17 protein-coding genes, 1 tRNA gene and 3 pseudogenes are annotated in these 15,568 nt (G+C 43.1%); 12 read left to right on the top strand and 9 right to left on the bottom strand.

Annotation, left to right across the window (positions count from 1 at the left end):
- Nucleotides 1–140 precede the first annotated feature (140 nt).
- The 9 genes from NZ583_08295 (at nt 141) to NZ583_08255 (ending at nt 6,934) form a co-directional block, all read left to right on the top strand.
- Nucleotides 141–998, top strand: coding sequence for a 3-hydroxyacyl-CoA dehydrogenase family protein (locus NZ583_08295; protein MCS7281596.1), 858 nt, complete (start codon nt 141–143; stop codon nt 996–998).
- A gap of 13 nt (nt 999–1,011) precedes the next feature.
- Complete coding sequence (locus NZ583_08290) at nt 1,012–1,794, top strand: enoyl-CoA hydratase/isomerase family protein (protein MCS7281595.1); 783 nt, start codon at nt 1,012–1,014, stop codon at nt 1,792–1,794.
- 11 nt (nt 1,795–1,805) lie between these two features.
- Nucleotides 1,806–2,990 carry a thiolase family protein gene (locus NZ583_08285; GenBank protein ID MCS7281594.1) on the top strand — a complete coding sequence of 395 codons (1,185 nt, stop codon included), beginning with the start codon at nt 1,806–1,808 and terminating at the stop codon, nt 2,988–2,990.
- A gap of 10 nt (nt 2,991–3,000) precedes the next feature.
- Complete coding sequence (locus NZ583_08280; GenBank protein MCS7281593.1) at nt 3,001–3,501, top strand: Zn-ribbon domain-containing OB-fold protein; 501 nt, start codon at nt 3,001–3,003, stop codon at nt 3,499–3,501.
- Nucleotides 3,502–3,567: 66 nt separating this feature from the next.
- Nucleotides 3,568–4,566, top strand: a complete 999-nt coding sequence (gene gap, locus NZ583_08275; protein ID MCS7281592.1) for a type I glyceraldehyde-3-phosphate dehydrogenase — start codon at nt 3,568–3,570, stop codon at nt 4,564–4,566.
- A gap of 15 nt (nt 4,567–4,581) precedes the next feature.
- A complete protein-coding gene (locus tag NZ583_08270; protein ID MCS7281591.1) occupies nt 4,582–5,766 on the top strand; it encodes a phosphoglycerate kinase in 1,185 nt (394 codons plus the stop codon).
- Between the two features lie 7 nt (nt 5,767–5,773).
- Nucleotides 5,774–6,535, top strand: a complete 762-nt coding sequence (gene tpiA, locus NZ583_08265) for a triose-phosphate isomerase (GenBank protein MCS7281590.1) — start codon at nt 5,774–5,776, stop codon at nt 6,533–6,535.
- Complete coding sequence (secG, locus tag NZ583_08260) at nt 6,532–6,834, top strand: preprotein translocase subunit SecG (protein MCS7281589.1); 303 nt, start codon at nt 6,532–6,534, stop codon at nt 6,832–6,834. The genes tpiA and secG overlap by 4 nt, the downstream gene beginning before the upstream one ends.
- A gap of 15 nt (nt 6,835–6,849) precedes the next feature.
- A tRNA-Leu gene (locus tag NZ583_08255) sits at nt 6,850–6,934 on the top strand.
- A gap of 178 nt (nt 6,935–7,112) precedes the next feature.
- On the opposite strand, the gene NZ583_08250 is transcribed toward NZ583_08255, so the two are convergent.
- The 3 genes and pseudogenes from NZ583_08250 to NZ583_08240 form a co-directional block, all read right to left on the bottom strand.
- Nucleotides 7,113–7,616, bottom strand: a complete 504-nt coding sequence (locus tag NZ583_08250; protein ID MCS7281588.1) for a site-specific integrase — start codon at nt 7,614–7,616, stop codon at nt 7,113–7,115.
- A gap of 69 nt (nt 7,617–7,685) precedes the next feature.
- Nucleotides 7,686–8,201 (bottom strand): annotated as a pseudogene (locus tag NZ583_08245) (DDE-type integrase/transposase/recombinase).
- 22 nt (nt 8,202–8,223) lie between these two features.
- Nucleotides 8,224–8,676: a hypothetical protein gene (locus tag NZ583_08240; GenBank protein ID MCS7281587.1), complete on the bottom strand. Its 453-nt coding sequence runs from the start codon at nt 8,674–8,676 to the stop codon at nt 8,224–8,226.
- A gap of 267 nt (nt 8,677–8,943) precedes the next feature.
- On the opposite strand from NZ583_08240, the gene NZ583_08235 reads away from it, so the two are divergent.
- A complete protein-coding gene (locus tag NZ583_08235; protein MCS7281586.1) occupies nt 8,944–9,885 on the top strand; it encodes a lysylphosphatidylglycerol synthase domain-containing protein in 942 nt (313 codons plus the stop codon).
- Nucleotides 9,882–11,546 carry a hypothetical protein gene (locus tag NZ583_08230; GenBank protein MCS7281585.1) on the top strand — a complete coding sequence of 555 codons (1,665 nt, stop codon included), beginning with the start codon at nt 9,882–9,884 and terminating at the stop codon, nt 11,544–11,546. The genes NZ583_08235 and NZ583_08230 overlap by 4 nt, the downstream gene beginning before the upstream one ends.
- Nucleotides 11,547–11,957: 411 nt before the next feature.
- On the opposite strand, the pseudogene NZ583_08225 reads toward NZ583_08230, so the two are convergent.
- From NZ583_08225 to NZ583_08205, 5 genes and pseudogenes are all read right to left on the bottom strand, one after another.
- Nucleotides 11,958–12,080, bottom strand: a pseudogene (locus tag NZ583_08225) (prepilin-type N-terminal cleavage/methylation domain-containing protein).
- A gap of 95 nt (nt 12,081–12,175) precedes the next feature.
- Nucleotides 12,176–12,808: a hypothetical protein gene (locus NZ583_08220; protein MCS7281584.1), complete on the bottom strand. Its 633-nt coding sequence runs from the start codon at nt 12,806–12,808 to the stop codon at nt 12,176–12,178.
- A 210-nt stretch (nt 12,809–13,018) separates the two neighbouring features.
- Nucleotides 13,019–13,777 (bottom strand): hypothetical protein, encoded by a 759-nt coding sequence (locus NZ583_08215; protein ID MCS7281583.1) that lies wholly within the window; start codon nt 13,775–13,777, stop codon nt 13,019–13,021.
- Nucleotides 13,778–13,925: 148 nt separating this feature from the next.
- A pseudogene (locus NZ583_08210) lies at nt 13,926–14,154 on the bottom strand (integrase core domain-containing protein).
- A gap of 239 nt (nt 14,155–14,393) precedes the next feature.
- The gene (locus NZ583_08205) at nt 14,394–14,567 is read right to left on the bottom strand and encodes a transposase (protein MCS7281582.1); all 174 of its coding nucleotides are present in this window, start codon (nt 14,565–14,567) and stop codon (nt 14,394–14,396) included.
- A gap of 111 nt (nt 14,568–14,678) precedes the next feature.
- Here NZ583_08205 and NZ583_08200 point away from each other — a divergent pair, with 111 nt between their 5' ends.
- Nucleotides 14,679–14,828, top strand: a complete 150-nt coding sequence (locus NZ583_08200; GenBank protein MCS7281581.1) for a hypothetical protein — start codon at nt 14,679–14,681, stop codon at nt 14,826–14,828.
- Between the two features lie 394 nt (nt 14,829–15,222).
- On the opposite strand, the gene NZ583_08195 is transcribed toward NZ583_08200, so the two are convergent.
- Nucleotides 15,223–15,568, bottom strand: a 346-nt coding sequence (locus NZ583_08195) for a M48 family metalloprotease (GenBank protein ID MCS7281580.1), incomplete at its 5' end; no start/stop codon positions are given.

The following is a 15,568-nucleotide window of genomic DNA, read 5'->3' as shown; positions in this document are numbered from 1 at the left end:
GCTATCGAAAAAAGGAGAGGGTTTTTCCCTCTCTTTTTCATTTAAAGACAAAATCCGTTGACACCCTTTTTCTGATTCAGTAAGATTGTATGTGAAATTTTTTATTTGTTCCTCGGAAATCCGAGAAAGAGGAGGGGATTATGGAGATAAAGACAATTGGGGTTTTAGGTGCTGGTCTTATGGGACGTGGTATTGCGCAAGTTGCATCACAGGCTGGATTTAATGTCATAATGAGGGATATAGAGGACAGGTTCGTTGAGGGAGGACTTAAAGCTATAGAAAGCTTCCTTAAAGTGAGTGTGGAGAAAGGAAAGCTAAAAGAGGAAGAAAAGAATGAAATCCTTGGAAGGATCAGGGGTACAACCAAACTCGAAGACTTAAAAGACGTGGATTTCGTGATCGAAGCAGTAACAGAGAACATGGATCTAAAAAAAGAAGTTTTCAGAAGCTTGGATGAACTTACAAGGAAAGAAGTCATTCTTGCAACGAACACCTCTTCACTTTCTATCACGGAGATTGCGGTATCTACAAGGAGGCCTGATAAGGTTGTGGGGATGCATTTCTTTAACCCAGTACCACTTATGAGACTTGTGGAAATAATTCGGGGATACCATACGAGTGACGAGACGGTCGCAATAACGACTGAACTGGCCAAGAAATTCGGAAAGGAAACGGTCGAAGTGAAAAAAGATATTCCCGGTTTTATAGTTAACAGGTTATTGATACCCCATTTTCTTGAAGCAATAAGCCTTTACGAAAATGGGATCGGTACGAAAGAGGATATAGACAAGGCGGTCCGACTCGGTCTAAACTACCCGATGGGACCATTTGAGCTTATGGATCTTCTCGGCAATGACACCACTTACGCCATAGTCGAATACTTCTTCAACAATCTGAATAAAGAGCTTAAATGGTCAATGCCTTATAGCTTGAGAGCCCTTGTCCAGGCAGGCCGTTACGGTAGAAAGACAGGATCAGGATGGTACGATTACAAATGAGGCGGGAGGAGAAATGGAATTTCAGAATTTGATAGTGGAAAAGAAAGAAAACATCGCAATAGTAAAACTCAACAGGCCACCGGTAAATGTCCTTTCATCTAAAGTCTATACAGAACTTTTTGAGGCTTTTTCTCATTTGGAGAATGACGAATCAGTCCACGGGGTGGTCCTTACGGCTTCCGGAGACAAGGCCTTTTGTGCGGGACTCGACGTAAAGGAGGTGGAAGGTAAGGAAATAAACGAAATATCGGCCTTTGTCTGGGGAGTATCAAAAAAAACAATGGACAAGATCAGTTCTTTTCCTAGGCCTACGGTATGCGCCTTATTTGGACTTGCACTTGGGGGTGGCTTTGAGCTCGCGCTTGTGTGCGATTTTAGGATTGCCTCAAAGGATGCACAGATGGGTTTTCCTGAGATAAATCTTGGTATTATTCCGGGTTCTGGAGGGACGGTAAGGCTTCCGAGACTAATAGGTATTCCTAAGGCGAAGGAGATACTCCTTTCAGGGGAGAACATATCTGCCGATTACGCGCTGAGTCTAGGTTTATTAAATAAAGTGGTTGAAAGGGACAATCTTTTAGAGGAAGCACTAATTTTAGCAAAAAAGCTCGCATCCAAGCCGAAGATTGCTTACATGTTGATTAAAAGATGCGTAGATTCTGGTATGGAGATGGATATCTCCTCTGCCCTCAATTTTGAGCTCAGTTCGTTTATAGTCGCGTACAACTCCTATGATGGCAAAGAAGGATTAAAAGCATTTGTGGAGAAAAGAAAACCAGAGTTTAAAGGAAAATAGAGGAGGGAAAGATGTCAAGGAGAGCAGTTATACTGGCAGGGGGCCAGTGTAAATGGGGTGTTAGAGAAGCACACCTTGTAGATCTATTTCAAGAAGCCGCAAAGGCTTGCTTCGACGACATCCCTACTTTGAAACCGAAGTACGTGGATGGGCTTATAGTTGCTACTTCTTATTCAGGTAGATGTTCCTTTCAAGTAAATACAGCTCCGGTAATTGCCGAAAGGCTCGGTCTTAAACCGACCTCAATTTGTACGAGATGCGATACTCTTTGTGCTGGCGGTTCAACAGGAATAATCTTAGCAAAGGGTCTAGTTGAGGCCGGAATGGCGGACATTGTTATGGTAGCTGGTGGCGAAAAACTCTATACCCCACAAAAATGGGAAGTTTTCTACAGTGAGCTGGCATCGGTCGACCATGACTGGGACGGAGCCCAAGGCATGGGACTTCCGCCTCCATTTTTTGCTCTCACCGCGAAGGAACACATGAAGTATTACGGGACCAAAAAAGAAGATTTAGCTGCTGTCTCTGTGACGAATTACAATTACGCTGTGGACAACCCAGTCGCCCAGATGCAGAAAGCATTAACGATGGAAGAAGCATTAAATGCTCCTGAAGTGGTCCCACCACTTTCGCTTTATGACTGTTGTCCAATAACTGATGGGGCAGCAGCCTGCATTATAACAACCGATGAGATTGCCCGCAAATTTACCGACAGACCCCTTGTATACATAAGGGGAACCGCCCAAGTCTGTCTAAATAGTGTTACCGCGAACTTTCCCGGAGAACATCTCGCGGATTGGAAGCATTTAAGGATAGCTGCTGAAAAAGCATACAAAGCTGCAAAGGTGACCCCTGATGATATAAAAGTTGCTCAGACCCACGACTGCTTCTCCATTTCCGAGATCATAGAGGTCGAAGAGCTCGGGTTCTGCAAAAAAGGGGAAGGAGGAGCATTTTGCAGTTCCGGGCAGATAAAGATCGGCGGAAAGGTTCCTATAAATACAGACGGTGGATTACTCGCGTGTGGCCACCCGTTTGGAGGAACTGGCATTAGACAGGCAATAGAGATTATGAAGCAGCTCCAAGGAAGGGCCCGTCACCAGGTAAAAGATGCTGATATAGGGCTTACGCACAATCTAAGTGGTGCAAATGCTGAACACACCATCATAATATACGGCAGAGAGCCGGTAAAATAAGGAGGATAGTATGGCCGTATTGGGCATACCGATACTCGATAATCTCTACCCAGTGACTATGGATATGTGGCCGGTTCAGGCCAAAGAGTTTAATAGAATCTGGCAGTTCTACGAAAACCTAAAGCAGGGTCGATTTACAACGACGAAGTGCAAAGATTGCGGAAAGGTTGTGTATCCGCCGCGGGTTATATGTCCAGAATGCTACAGCGAACAACTAGAATACGTCGATTTGCCAAAGAGAGGAAAAGTGATAGTCTTTTCGGAAGAGGTAAGGGGGGTTCCACTGGGTTTTGAGGCACCCCTTATACATGCGGTTATCGATTTAGGGGTTGAGCCTGTACGGAGACTCTTATCGAGAATAATTAATTGTCCCGCGGGGTATTTGAAAGAGGGAGACGAGGTCCAGCTTGTTGTGTTCCCTATTCCTTCCCATCCTATCGATAAGGGAAAACAGGGAACAGTAATGGTGGACAGGGTGTTTTTTGCCTTCGAACCTGTGAAAAAGCCCTAGTGACTTTTTAAATTGGGACTTTGGATGTGATGTACAGCTAAAAGATATAAATAACGGGGGGTAAGTATGCCTATCAGAGTAGCAATAAATGGATTTGGCAGGATAGGAAGGCTCGTTTTTAGGGCGGGCTATAAGAACCCGGATTTAGACTTTGTGGCTGTAAACGATATTACGGATGCGAAAACCATGGCCCATCTTCTAAAGTACGATTCTGTCCATGGAACTTTCAAGTCTGAAGTTTTTGCGAAGTCGGATTCCATAATAGTCGATGGTAAAGAGATTAAGGCTTTCTCCATGAAGGATCCCGAATTACTGCCGTGGAAAGATCTTGATATAGATGTTGTTGTGGAAAGTACAGGAAAATTCACAGACAGGGAAGGTGCAGAAAAACATATAAAAGCGGGAGCGAAGAAAGTTGTCATCTCAGCACCGGCTAAAGGTCCTGATGTCACTTTTGTTCTCGGTGTGAATGAGGAAGTCTATAAGAAAGACAAGCACCACATAATATCTATGGGTTCATGTACGACGAATTGCCTTGCTCCGATAGCAAAAGTTCTGCAGAAGGAATTCGGGATAGAATACGGACTTATGACAACCGTTCACGCATACACTAACGATCAGGCCCTCCTTGACGAGCCCCACAGAGACCTTCGCAGGGCAAGAGCGGCCGCACTTTCTATGATTCCAACTACAACTGGTGCTGCAAGGGCTATGTCGGAGGTTATTCCCGAGCTTAAAGGAAAGCTTGATGGAATAGCGATAAGGGTTCCTACCCCGAATGTTTCCCTTGTCGATTTTGTGTGCCTCCTCTCAAGAGAGACAACGAAAGAGGAGGTCAATAACAAGTTCCGGGAGTATGCTAATGGCCCTATGAAGGGGATCCTTTACTGTTCGGAAGAGCCTCTCGTTTCCTGTGATTTTAATGGTTCCACCTATTCTTCGATTGTTGACATGGAGAATACAAACGTAATAGGCGGAAGGCTAGTAAAAGTTTTATCTTGGTACGATAATGAGTGGGGTTTTTCTAATAGGATGTGTGAGCTTATCTCCTACATAATGAAATAGGAGGATTGGGAGAGAATGAAGTACATAAACGAAGTCGATATCAAGGGAAAGAGAGTACTAATTAGGGTCGATTTTAACGTACCCCTTGACGAGTACGGAAATATAACCGATGATACAAGGATCAGGGCGCATCTGCCCACAATAAATTACGCGTTAGACGAAAACGCTAAAGTGATTTTAGCCTCCCATATGGGTAGACCGAAAGGAAAACGGGACGAAAGACTCTCTTTAAGGCCTGTAGCAAAAAGGCTCTCTAGGCTTCTTAAGAAAGATGTGAAGTTCCTAGATGATTGTATCGGTGAGGAAGTGGAAAAAGAGATCGAGAATATGAAGGAAGGGGACGTGGTCCTCCTAGAAAATCTGAGGTTCCACATAGGGGAAGAAAAAAATGACAGAGAGTTTGCTCAAAAACTTGCGCGGCTCTGCGACGTATATGTGGATGATGCATTTGCAGTTGCCCACAGAAAAGCGGCATCTAACGTTGGAATCACAGAATTTGTGAAGGTTAGTGCGGCAGGATTCCTCATGAGAAATGAGATTGAGTATTTTAAGAAGGCCATGGAAAATCCCATAAGACCGCTTGTGGCTATAATTGGTGGGGCAAAGGTGTCTGACAAGATAGGGGTTCTTGAGAAGCTTGTCGAAAAGGTTGACAAGCTTTTAATAGGCGGCGCCATGGCTTTTACTTTTCTTAAGGCTATGAATATGGATGTGGGAAAGTCCTTGTGCGAAGATAACATGATCGAGGTGGCAAAAAAGATCATGGCAAAGGCGAAAGAAAAGCAGATAAAGTTTTACCTTCCCGTAGATGTTGTAGTTGCGGAAAGACCTTCGAAAGATGCGGAAGTAAAGACGTGTCCTGTACAGGAGATACCGAAAGATTGGATGGGACTAGACATAGGTCCTGCAACAACGATGCTATTTTCTGAGGCTTTACAGAATGCAAAAACCATCGTCTGGAATGGGCCTATGGGGATGTTTGAATTGGATCCTTTCAGCAGAGGGACCTTTGCAATGGTAATGTACGTTGCCAATTCCCACGCTTTAACTATAGTTGGGGGTGGTGATACAGATGTGGCGATCCACAGGGCGGGAGAAAGCTATAAGATTTCATACATATCGACAGGCGGAGGTGCGTTTCTAGAACTTTTAGAAGGAAAGACACTACCGGCCATCGAGGCCTTAGAGCAATGTTCTTAACAAAGCTATGAAGAGGAAGTGGATTGTCGCTGGGAACTGGAAGATGCATAAGACTTTGGAAGAAGCGCGAATTTTGGCAAAAGACGTAGTTAAGCGCACAAGAAAGATTAATGCAGGCGAGATCGTTCTGGCACCACCTTTTACCGCGCTGAAAGAGGTAAATGAAGTAATAGAGGGATCCGGTGTAAAACTTGCGGCCCAGAATTGCCATTTTGAAGAAAAGGGTGCGTATACAGGGGAGATATCTCCATTTATGCTAAAAGACGTTGGGTGTACATACGTTATACTTGGACACTCGGAGAGACGGAAGCTTTTTCAAGAGACAGATGAGGTCATAAACAGAAAGATAAAAGCTGCATTAAGAGCTGGACTAAAGCCCATAGTTTGTGTTGGGGAAACAGAAGAGGAGAGGGATACAGGTATCACCGAGTACGTGATCGGTCAGCAATTAAAGAAAGCTTTGAAAGGAGTTGAGTTGACTGAAGATATTGTGATAGCGTACGAGCCAGTCTGGGCAATAGGAACTGGAAAGAACGCAACACCTCAAGAAGCTGAAGAGGCGCATAGATTCATCCGTGATCTCTTAATAAAAATCTACGGACAGGATGGGGAAACAATAAGGATTCTATACGGGGGGAGTGTATCACCGGAGAACGTATCTCAGATCGTTGCAATGGAAAATGTTGATGGCGCATTGGTCGGTGGGGCCTCCTTGAAATCTGAATCATTTGTTGCTATAATAGAAGAGATTTCTAGGATAAAGAAGTGATTACGTTTTTAGTTATACTGCATGTCCTTGTAACAATAGCGATGATATTTATCGTACTTATACAGTCAGGTCGGGGAGCAGAAATAGGGGCAGCATTTGGAAGTGGCGCAAGTCAGACGCTCTTTGGAAGTTCGGGAACAACAGGCTTTATGACCAAGCTTACAACTATTGCAGCAATAATTTTTATGCTTACGAGTCTTTCTTTGGCCTATCTTTACAGCCACAGGGAATATGTAGTAAAAGTTACGCCGAAAGTTGAAAAAGTTGAGGAAAAAGCTGGAGAAGGGAAAGGGCAATGAAGGAATCGAATAAATGCCGATGTGGTGGAACTGGCAGACACGCACGTTTGAGGGGCGTGTGGGGCAACCCGTGCGGGTTCAACTCCCGCCGTCGGCACCATATAACTTATTGAAATTATTATGGTTGACTCCCAAAATACCCCCTAAAAAACTGTCCCCAGACTGTCCCCACATGAAAAATCGAAATTTTTTTGTATTTTTTTTAATACAAAAATTTCTTAAGAAAACAAAGTGATGAATCTGAAAATTTTAATATGGGGAAAACAAAAAATTTTAGATTAATCGATTTCGGTTGCTTCTTTGTCTTTGTTGTCTTTGTTGTTTTCTTTTTTAAATTGCAGTATTGAAATTTTATTTATATCAACTTTTAAGCTGTTTATGTCCACATGTGCATACCTTTCAGTGGTTTTTATGTTCGTATGTCCTAAAAGTTTGGATATTTTTGCAATCGATACTCCATGATTCAATAAATTACTTGCAAAGGAGTGTCTTGTAGCATCATATAGCCTGAGTTTCTCATCAAGGTTGAGTTTTTTCTTTACACTATGCCATATTCTCAGCAGAGTGTCTTCTGTATAAGGCATTTTTGTTCTTGGATTTATAAACTCAAAATTGTCAGGAGTTTTATCTCTCAAGCATCTTATCGTAATGGACTTTAACTCTTCATGGATTGGATTAATTACAGGTTTTGACATTTTACCTTTTCTTTTATCTTTTAATACATTTTTTGAAAAGGTAGAGTGAATTATATAATAACCTTTTTCAATGTCTACATCTTTCACTTTTAACGCTCTTGTGTACTGAGACCCTAAAGTCAAGACACTTTCTATGCTCCAAAAGTGTAGAGTTTTTCATGCCGCTTTCCTTAACATTTCCTCATAATACCATGCCTCATATCCTTCTGGACTCATATACCCGAGCTCAGAATGGACGTAGAACTTGTTATAATCCACCTCGATCCATTTGCCTATCTTTTTTCTAGCCTCCTCCAGAGAAGAAAACTCATGAAGCCAGATCAACTCGTCCTTGATCGTCGTCATCATCCTCTCCGTATCCGCATTCCCCTTAGGATTATCATAAGAAGTAAATATCTGCTCAATCCCCAATATCTTCATATCTCTCATAAAAGAAGTCGAGGTTGGCTGTGAACCATTATCACTGACAAGCTTAAGCCCACTGCCTCTGACCCCAAAAGGAAATTCCCTAAGGACTGCCATCTCTAAGGCTTTTCCCCAATCCGATGCCTTGCTCTGTAACGAAAGATTCCACCCCACAATCTTCTTCGTACACCAATCCAATACAACCACCAAATAAACCCAACCTATGGAGGGGATGAGAAACTTCGTCATATCAATGCCCCAATAGTCACGAGGCCTCTCTGCCCGGGGCTTACTTTTTTAAGAAATCCGTTTCACCCTCTGAGTCCTCTGAGTCGCCATCAGCCCATTCTCCTTCATCAATCTTCTTATCCTCTTCTGATTGACCCAAAGATCCTCCCGATAACCTCAACCAGGCCCATACTCGGCGATACCCCCAAAAGGGATGATCTGTCTTTAACTCCCTAATCTTCTCCAAAATTCCATCATCTCGAATATCTTCCTTTTGATCCCGACTCTTCTGCTTCCGTAAATAATAGTAGCTACTGCGAGAAATCCTAAAAGCCCAATAAGCATCGCTGATCGTATAGCCAGCTCTCTTAAGCATCCCAACGGCCTTATCTTTTTCCCAATAGCTCCTCCGTTTTTTTAATATTTCAATCTGGATCGCCTGCTTCCCGATAATCCTCTGCAAGTTCTCAATCTCTGCTTTATAAAGATTCTCATCCGATGCCCCATTGACCAAAGCCTTCTTCCCACCTTCCAGAAACTTATCCCTTTAGCGATAATAAAGGGTCTCAATGATCTCGTGCTCCCGCCGTCTGTTTCCTTAGCTTCATCTTTACGCCTCCAGGAATAGAGTTTTTCCATTTACAAGGGATTTTAACTCTACACGTTTAGTGTGTTCACTTCACAAGGGGATCAGTATATAGTCCTCTCCATAATAACAGAAGAACTTGGACATTCGAGGCTTTCTATGGCAAGGTATTATATAAGCTTGTACGGACGTTAGATGAGAGTTTTGGAAAAGTCCTACGCAAAACACTCCTTTTCTTTTCCCCTGTCAGGTCATAAAACCCCCTTCATAACAAAAACCTTACTCAAACATACCATTTCCTTCACAATCCTTTTTGGCCTCACATACATTCTCACTGTAAAAGGTCCGGGCTTAAAGACTCTCCTTAGTCCTCTATTTCTCCTCTCTTTATCTTTAGAGTTTCTTATCCTTCTTCTCATCTCACTCCGAATATCCTTTCTGTTTAGATCAGCTGGAGAAGGTCTGAGTTTAAAAACCATCTATACGATAAATCTCACAAACAGGTTCTACACCATCTTTCTTCCCTCACTCCTCTCAGAAGCCACAAGAGCACTCAAATACCACCTCTATGGGATAAAAGATGGAAGGTCTATCCTCTTTCTCATTGTCGGAGACAGAATCATAGGATACATAACCTTTTCTGCAATCTTCCTTATGTCCATTCTTTACTCTGCACTCTCAAAAGGAGAGTATCAAAAACAGCTTCCTATCCTGGCCGGAATCCTCCTTTTCGTTATCCTCACCATCTTCCTTCTGAAAAGAACCATCAAAAGAAAAGTCCCAAACCATATTCAGTCGAAACACTTGCTCATAAGCTGTCTTCTTTCAGTTGCCGCCCAAACGGTAATACTGTTAAAGTATTTCTTCATAATCAGACTCATGCTCATGATAAACCTCACATTTTCTCAGGTGGCCTTATTCGGTTCCGCATCCCATCTCTCACAGATTCTTCCCCTCTCTTTGGGCTTTTTCGGTACAAAGGAGGCCTTTATGTTCTTTACGCTTAACGCCACATCTGGAGACATAACGAAAGCCACAAGCTTCATCTGCATCGTTGGTTTTATTGAAGTCTTAACCGGCTCCCTGGGTGGAATCCTCCATCTCTTCCAGTGGAAAGCCAATAAGGAAAGTAGATGACCCTTCTACCCTTCCGCATCCCGGTTCTCCTCATACTTTCAATCTCATCTCTTCTCATACTCTTCCTCTACGTACTGTCCTTTTCCTTCCGATTCTACACACATCCCTTCCTCAACCTCCTAACACATGGAGTATCCGGCGGGAAGATGTATTTTTTCCTTGCGTACGCATCCATAAGCCTGTTCATCGCCCATCTCACCCTGAATATGGGAAAAAGGAGTAACAAACCGGAGAAAGAGACCGAACCGAAAGAAAGGTTCCTAAGAAACCACTCCATAATGAAAAGACCCTTCATAAGAAAAAACCTCCCTTTACCCACAAAGAAGACCCTCTTCTTCATTTCCCTTTCTGCAGGAATGCTTTCCTCTATCGGTTCCTATCTCTGGTACGTCATAAAGTTTGACCTTTCCCTTTCCGCCTACCACTACCACTTCAGAGACACTGCAAACTCCGTAAACTCCCTCCTTCACATTCACACATCCAAGCTGTTTATTTACACACTTTCCGAGGTTTTCGGGATCGACCAATCTCTCTCCGGTATGGACACAGGATCGGTATTCAAGGACGTAATCCCCCTGGTCTTTCCTCTCAGCACTTCTTTGTGCTTCTTTCTCTGTCTTTTTCTCAGCCTCTTCCTCATAAGAGATACCGTGCTCCGCTGGAATGAAAGGGAAAGAGTCGGTATATCAGTTCTTTCTGTCCTGTGCTTCTTCTCGGTCATAAAGGCTATGGCAGATGGAGGCCCTCTTGCATATGACTTTCTGGTAGGAGTGCCCTTTATATACCTGATTCTTAGCTCGGATTCCTATGAAGGGATGGTACATCTCTTGAGAAAGAGCTGGAGAATCCTTTTTTGGGCGTATTTCTTGTTACTGAGCCTAATCGCTTTTCTGGATCCATCCTTAGGTATGCTCTCTTACACTCTCCAGAACGTAACAAGAACCCTTTCCCTCTTCCTTTTTGTCCTTTTCCTCACAGTAAGACACAAAACCACTCGCCCTACATTTCTCATAGGTATCACACTCTCATCCTCCGTCTTAGCCCTTGCAATCTCAAACTCCTTTAAAACATCAATCAAACCTTTCCTTTCCCCTGTCGGGTCTTATGCGGTCATTCACTATTTTGACTTTCAAAGGGATTCCAGTTTTACAGACACCGATCAACTCAAAGACAGAGCTCTCCCATACTGTCTGACCCAAAAAGAGCCTGTTTACACATCCCCTTTTGTGGATGTGTTTAGAATATACCCGAAAGCAATATACCCTAAAGCTGAAGAGACTCCTCTGGAGATTTACAGGAGGTTCAATGAAAACCCTTTAAGAAACAGACACCTGGCCATCCTGGAGGGAGAAAAAAGAACATGTGGCCTCGTCCTCCGGATCAGGTTTGTACGAACAGACACACAAGAGGTTCATCTCGACACTTTACCGATTTTACACCTGGGCGCAGTAAGAGACACAAAAGATCCAGATGCATTTTTCCTCACCCTAAAGTTCAATCCACAGATTTTTCCATTCCTTGCCCACTCTGAAAAAAGAGACATAAACCAGCTCGACGAGAACCACAAGTGGATAATGTACCTCTTCCTGAACCATTACCTCTACCACTCGGGCGTAAGAGAGTTCATAATGACCCCAATGGCATTCTTCTGCGGCGAATGAATAATATCAGCCTATTGTCTAATCGTTTTATCAGAAGTTCTCGTACTCAGCCTCAATCGAGTGGTTTGTCCTGTTATACTTGAGTATGAGCACTCCACCGCTTTTAAAAGGAATGCACAACCTCCTTCTGGAGGGATACCCGGGCTGTCCGCACTCGTAGTCCCTGAAACACTGCGCTCTCGGTTCCTGAAACCTGGAATACACACTTTTGTCAAGGACAACCGGTGGAGTATCTGTGTAGTTCTTGCAGGGCTCATCATCGAAGAAAATCAGATTTCCCAGATTGAAATTCGCCGTAAAATACTCAAGCGGCCTTCCATCAATAATCCACTTCGAGTAATAGAGTGTAAAAGCTGATCTTGCCGATGCGACAATACTATCCGCAATGGCCTTATCCGCACTCTTCTTCATATCCATATACTTCGGTATTGCAACCGCCGCAAGAATCCCGAGGACGATTACAATGATGACAAGCTCGATGAGTGTGAAACCTGTTTGTCCAGAAATCCTTTGTCTGAGAGTCTTAGAAATCATTTGTCTGAGAATCTTAGAAAGTCTTAAGGCCTTTCTGAGGAATCCATAACTCTCCATAGGACTACCTCCCAAGGGTTTCTGATTTTAAGTCATCATTAACCCCAGTACACAACATCCCCAACGCCTTCTCTGCTCTTTACTACTCCGCCATAGAAATCACCATCAGGAAGTTCGACTTTAAGTTTGACTTTGACCAGTACTGTCTGCTTTGGAGCGAGCTTCTCAGTGTGACTTTCCAGCCTGAACATCCCGTTTTGTTCGATAAAGCCAGTTTCAACACCTTTAAGAGTCAAGTCTCCGTTGCTTGTGATGTTAAGTATAGCATCTTTGTTTTTAAGCTGAAAAGAAGAGATTTTTATAGAATACAGAGAAGCCTGCATACCCCATCTAAGTTTTACTATCTTATTGGGCAGGAGTGAGTCAACAAAATAATCCACATGCGGGGCAGCAAGTATCACAGTAGCACCGTACCTAAACGCAAGTTTTCTCAAACCTTTTGCCACAATAGCAGCCATTTCCGGATTAAGCGTAGACGCAAACTCATCGGCAACCCAGATGGGCTTTCCAGAATCACAGAGTTTTGCCACTGCAAATCTGTACTTCTGTCCGTTGGAGATTTTGTATGGTGTCTTAACGTAGAGATGTGCTTCTGTAAGCCCTACGGAGTTTAACAGTTCAACCGCTTCCTTTATGTCCTTTCCCTGTTTCACCTGGTCTATCAAAGGCATTGAGCTGTCAAATTCAGTCTCTAACACTGCAACATCGTCTTTCTCTATCTGAGGAAAGAACCGCTCCAGTCAAGAATCTGTTCCAACTCCGAAGGCTGCCGAGTCAATAACTGCAGAACAACGCTTTTGCCACTCCCCGATGCACCTGTGAACAAGTACCACGTCACCTAGTTCTATCGTCAGAGAGAGGTCTTTAACTACGTGAAAGTCCTATTCCGAATCAACCCCAAAAACATCCCTTATGACTTTCGTTCTTTCGCTCTCCATGTTTTTATTTCTGTATTTCAAAGAAAGTCTTTTGAACTCCAGCCGCTTCCCAAGCAGGGGCCGCTTAGGCAAAAACGATGGATCAGACTGTCTCCTGTAAGGGGCAAGTTTCTCTACCATATGGGGATATATGGGGTAAACCAAGTAGGGTTTTTTCTCTTGGTTAGTTAAAAAGTCATACCTTGAAGAGTCTCTCTCTGCAAAACTTCCGTTCCCGTACTTTGGTATAACAGCATTTCCCCTGTAACCCTTCGTATAACCAATACTTATAAAACCCACTTTCTCAAAGAACTTGTGGTAATCAGTCATCGCTCCGATGACCTCCACTACTATTGGTTTATAATGGTTTATATCCCAGTACTCTTTTACGTAATTTACGAGATGTTTCACCATCAGAATACCTAAGTGTATCCCTCTAAACTCCGGATGGATGACAATTCTCGGGATACGCACAACACGATTGATAAGGCCGCTTGTCATCTGTTCTTTAAAATTTGTCTTGAATAAGTCAAACCTCGGTCCCACTGCTGGAACAGAGGCGGACAAAACTCCGTACCCTACTATCCAAACCTGTTCTATTTCTGCAACAAGTACGGTTCTTCTCCCCACTATTTTGTTCAGTCCCTTTCCCCTGTAATGGAACCTTTCCAGTTCTCTGATCATTTTCAAGTCTCTTGTGCTTCTCCTATCCCTGAAAACCACTTCAAACTCGTGAGGATAAACGTAGACACGTTCCCTCCTCTCGTAAGGAGGCTATATTTTTACATTCGCGACTTGCTTTGTTGCTTTGTCAGTGAATACCTTGTATATCTCTTTAAACTCACGGAAAGAAGGAATTGGAGTTGCCCCATCAAACCTGACACCCCTCTGACTTAATTTGCATCATCCTATACTCCCTTGGCGATCTCATCTTAAGTCCCCTATGGGGATGGTGTACATTATAATCTTCAAACCATTAAGGCAAGAGTTCTATAACTGTTTTGGCTTAAGGAACATCATGCATATACACATAGTCTCTTTTAAAGGTTTTGATGAATGCCTTAATCCATGCCGTTAGATTCAGGGCTGTAATATGGAGTGGTATCTTTTGATGTATGGGCAGGCTCATTATCACATAACCACTGGATCCTCTTTTCCCGAAACGCTATTCAAAAGTCCTGATAATGTGTATACGATATCAGTTTTTCTAACGGGCAATCTCAAGAGCATCCCTTAAGATCTCTACCTCCATAGTCTTTTTACCAAAAAGAGGCTTAATTCCCGTATCTGTTTTTTGAGGTAATTCACCTCGAGAGAGGGGAACGAGAGGTTCCTCTGATCAAGTAGCAACTAATGCCCCTTCGTGGATAAGACGTCTGCACTTAAAGATTTGATTGGGATGGACTTCATCCTTTCTTGCCACAGAGGATGTGCTGTTCCCTGGTTGTTCTGCCTCTTCCACCATGGCTTTCTTCTGCTTAAGGCGTCCAACGTCTCCTTCCCTTAATAGCATTGTGGGCTAATACACCTTTTCCCTTCTTCCCGTTAAATGGCTATTACTACAACTTATTTTGGTTGGGAGGGTGTGTGGTGTAAATGGGGAGTGGTACAGTAAGGCTTTATAATGGGAGTGAGTTCTGTGGTGGAAGTGAGAGAGCCAAATGAATGGAACGGAGTTTTTTCATATCTTGGAGTTACCCTTTATCCTATCCCGCCTTCTGCAAAACATGTAATGGGGGTTATAGAGAGTTCTCACAGGACAAATGATGAATAATTTCTCATAGTACACATGAAAGGTGTAAGGCATGAAATAAACTATTTATTTATGGCAAAAAGATGGCAGTATATTCAGAGCTTTATTAGAAAGGATATGGACATTCTTTGTGTGGTTTGTAAGACAGGAAGAGGAGGGCTGAATATAATATGTCACGTGCTATCTTAAACGAAAAAAAGCATTGATGTTGAAGTACTGAATCGGAGAAAATTGTACTTAAATAATCTGTCCCCAAACTGTCCCCAGAGCGTTTTCTCATATGCAAATGTATAATCATTTCAATAAGTTATGATAATAAAATGCGGGTTCAACTCCCGCCGTCGGCATTTTATAGATTTTTCGCGCCCAATCGATTCAAGTTCCCTCGAATCCGATCCTCGATTTTTTTGACAAACTATCTTTTTTCCGGAATAAGTGGAAGGCCTTTGGTTTCTTTCTCTTTTATCTCTTCTATTGCCTTTTTTATTGCCAGGTAGCGGGCAGCTGTGGAAGGATGTGTTGAGCCCATGAGGTTTATTGCGCCAGGATAATAAGTGGCCATTCTTCTCCAGAGTTCCTCTGCCCCTTCAAGCTTAAATCCGGCCCTGTAAGCGAGATAACATCCTACATAGTCCGCTTCAGCTTCGAATTCCTGGCTAAATACCTGGGCCCCAATTTGCGAACCTAGATCTACCATATTAATTCCTGTCACAGCTGTGATCACACCCCCGAGCATCGCACCTAAAAGCACGTTTACTTTC

The organism is Thermodesulfobacteriota bacterium (assembly GCA_025062045.1).
In the GTDB taxonomy this organism is placed as follows: domain Bacteria; phylum Desulfobacterota; class Syntrophorhabdia; order Syntrophorhabdales; family JANXAF01; genus JANXAF01.
This window is presented reverse-complemented; position numbering and strand designations above follow the sequence as displayed.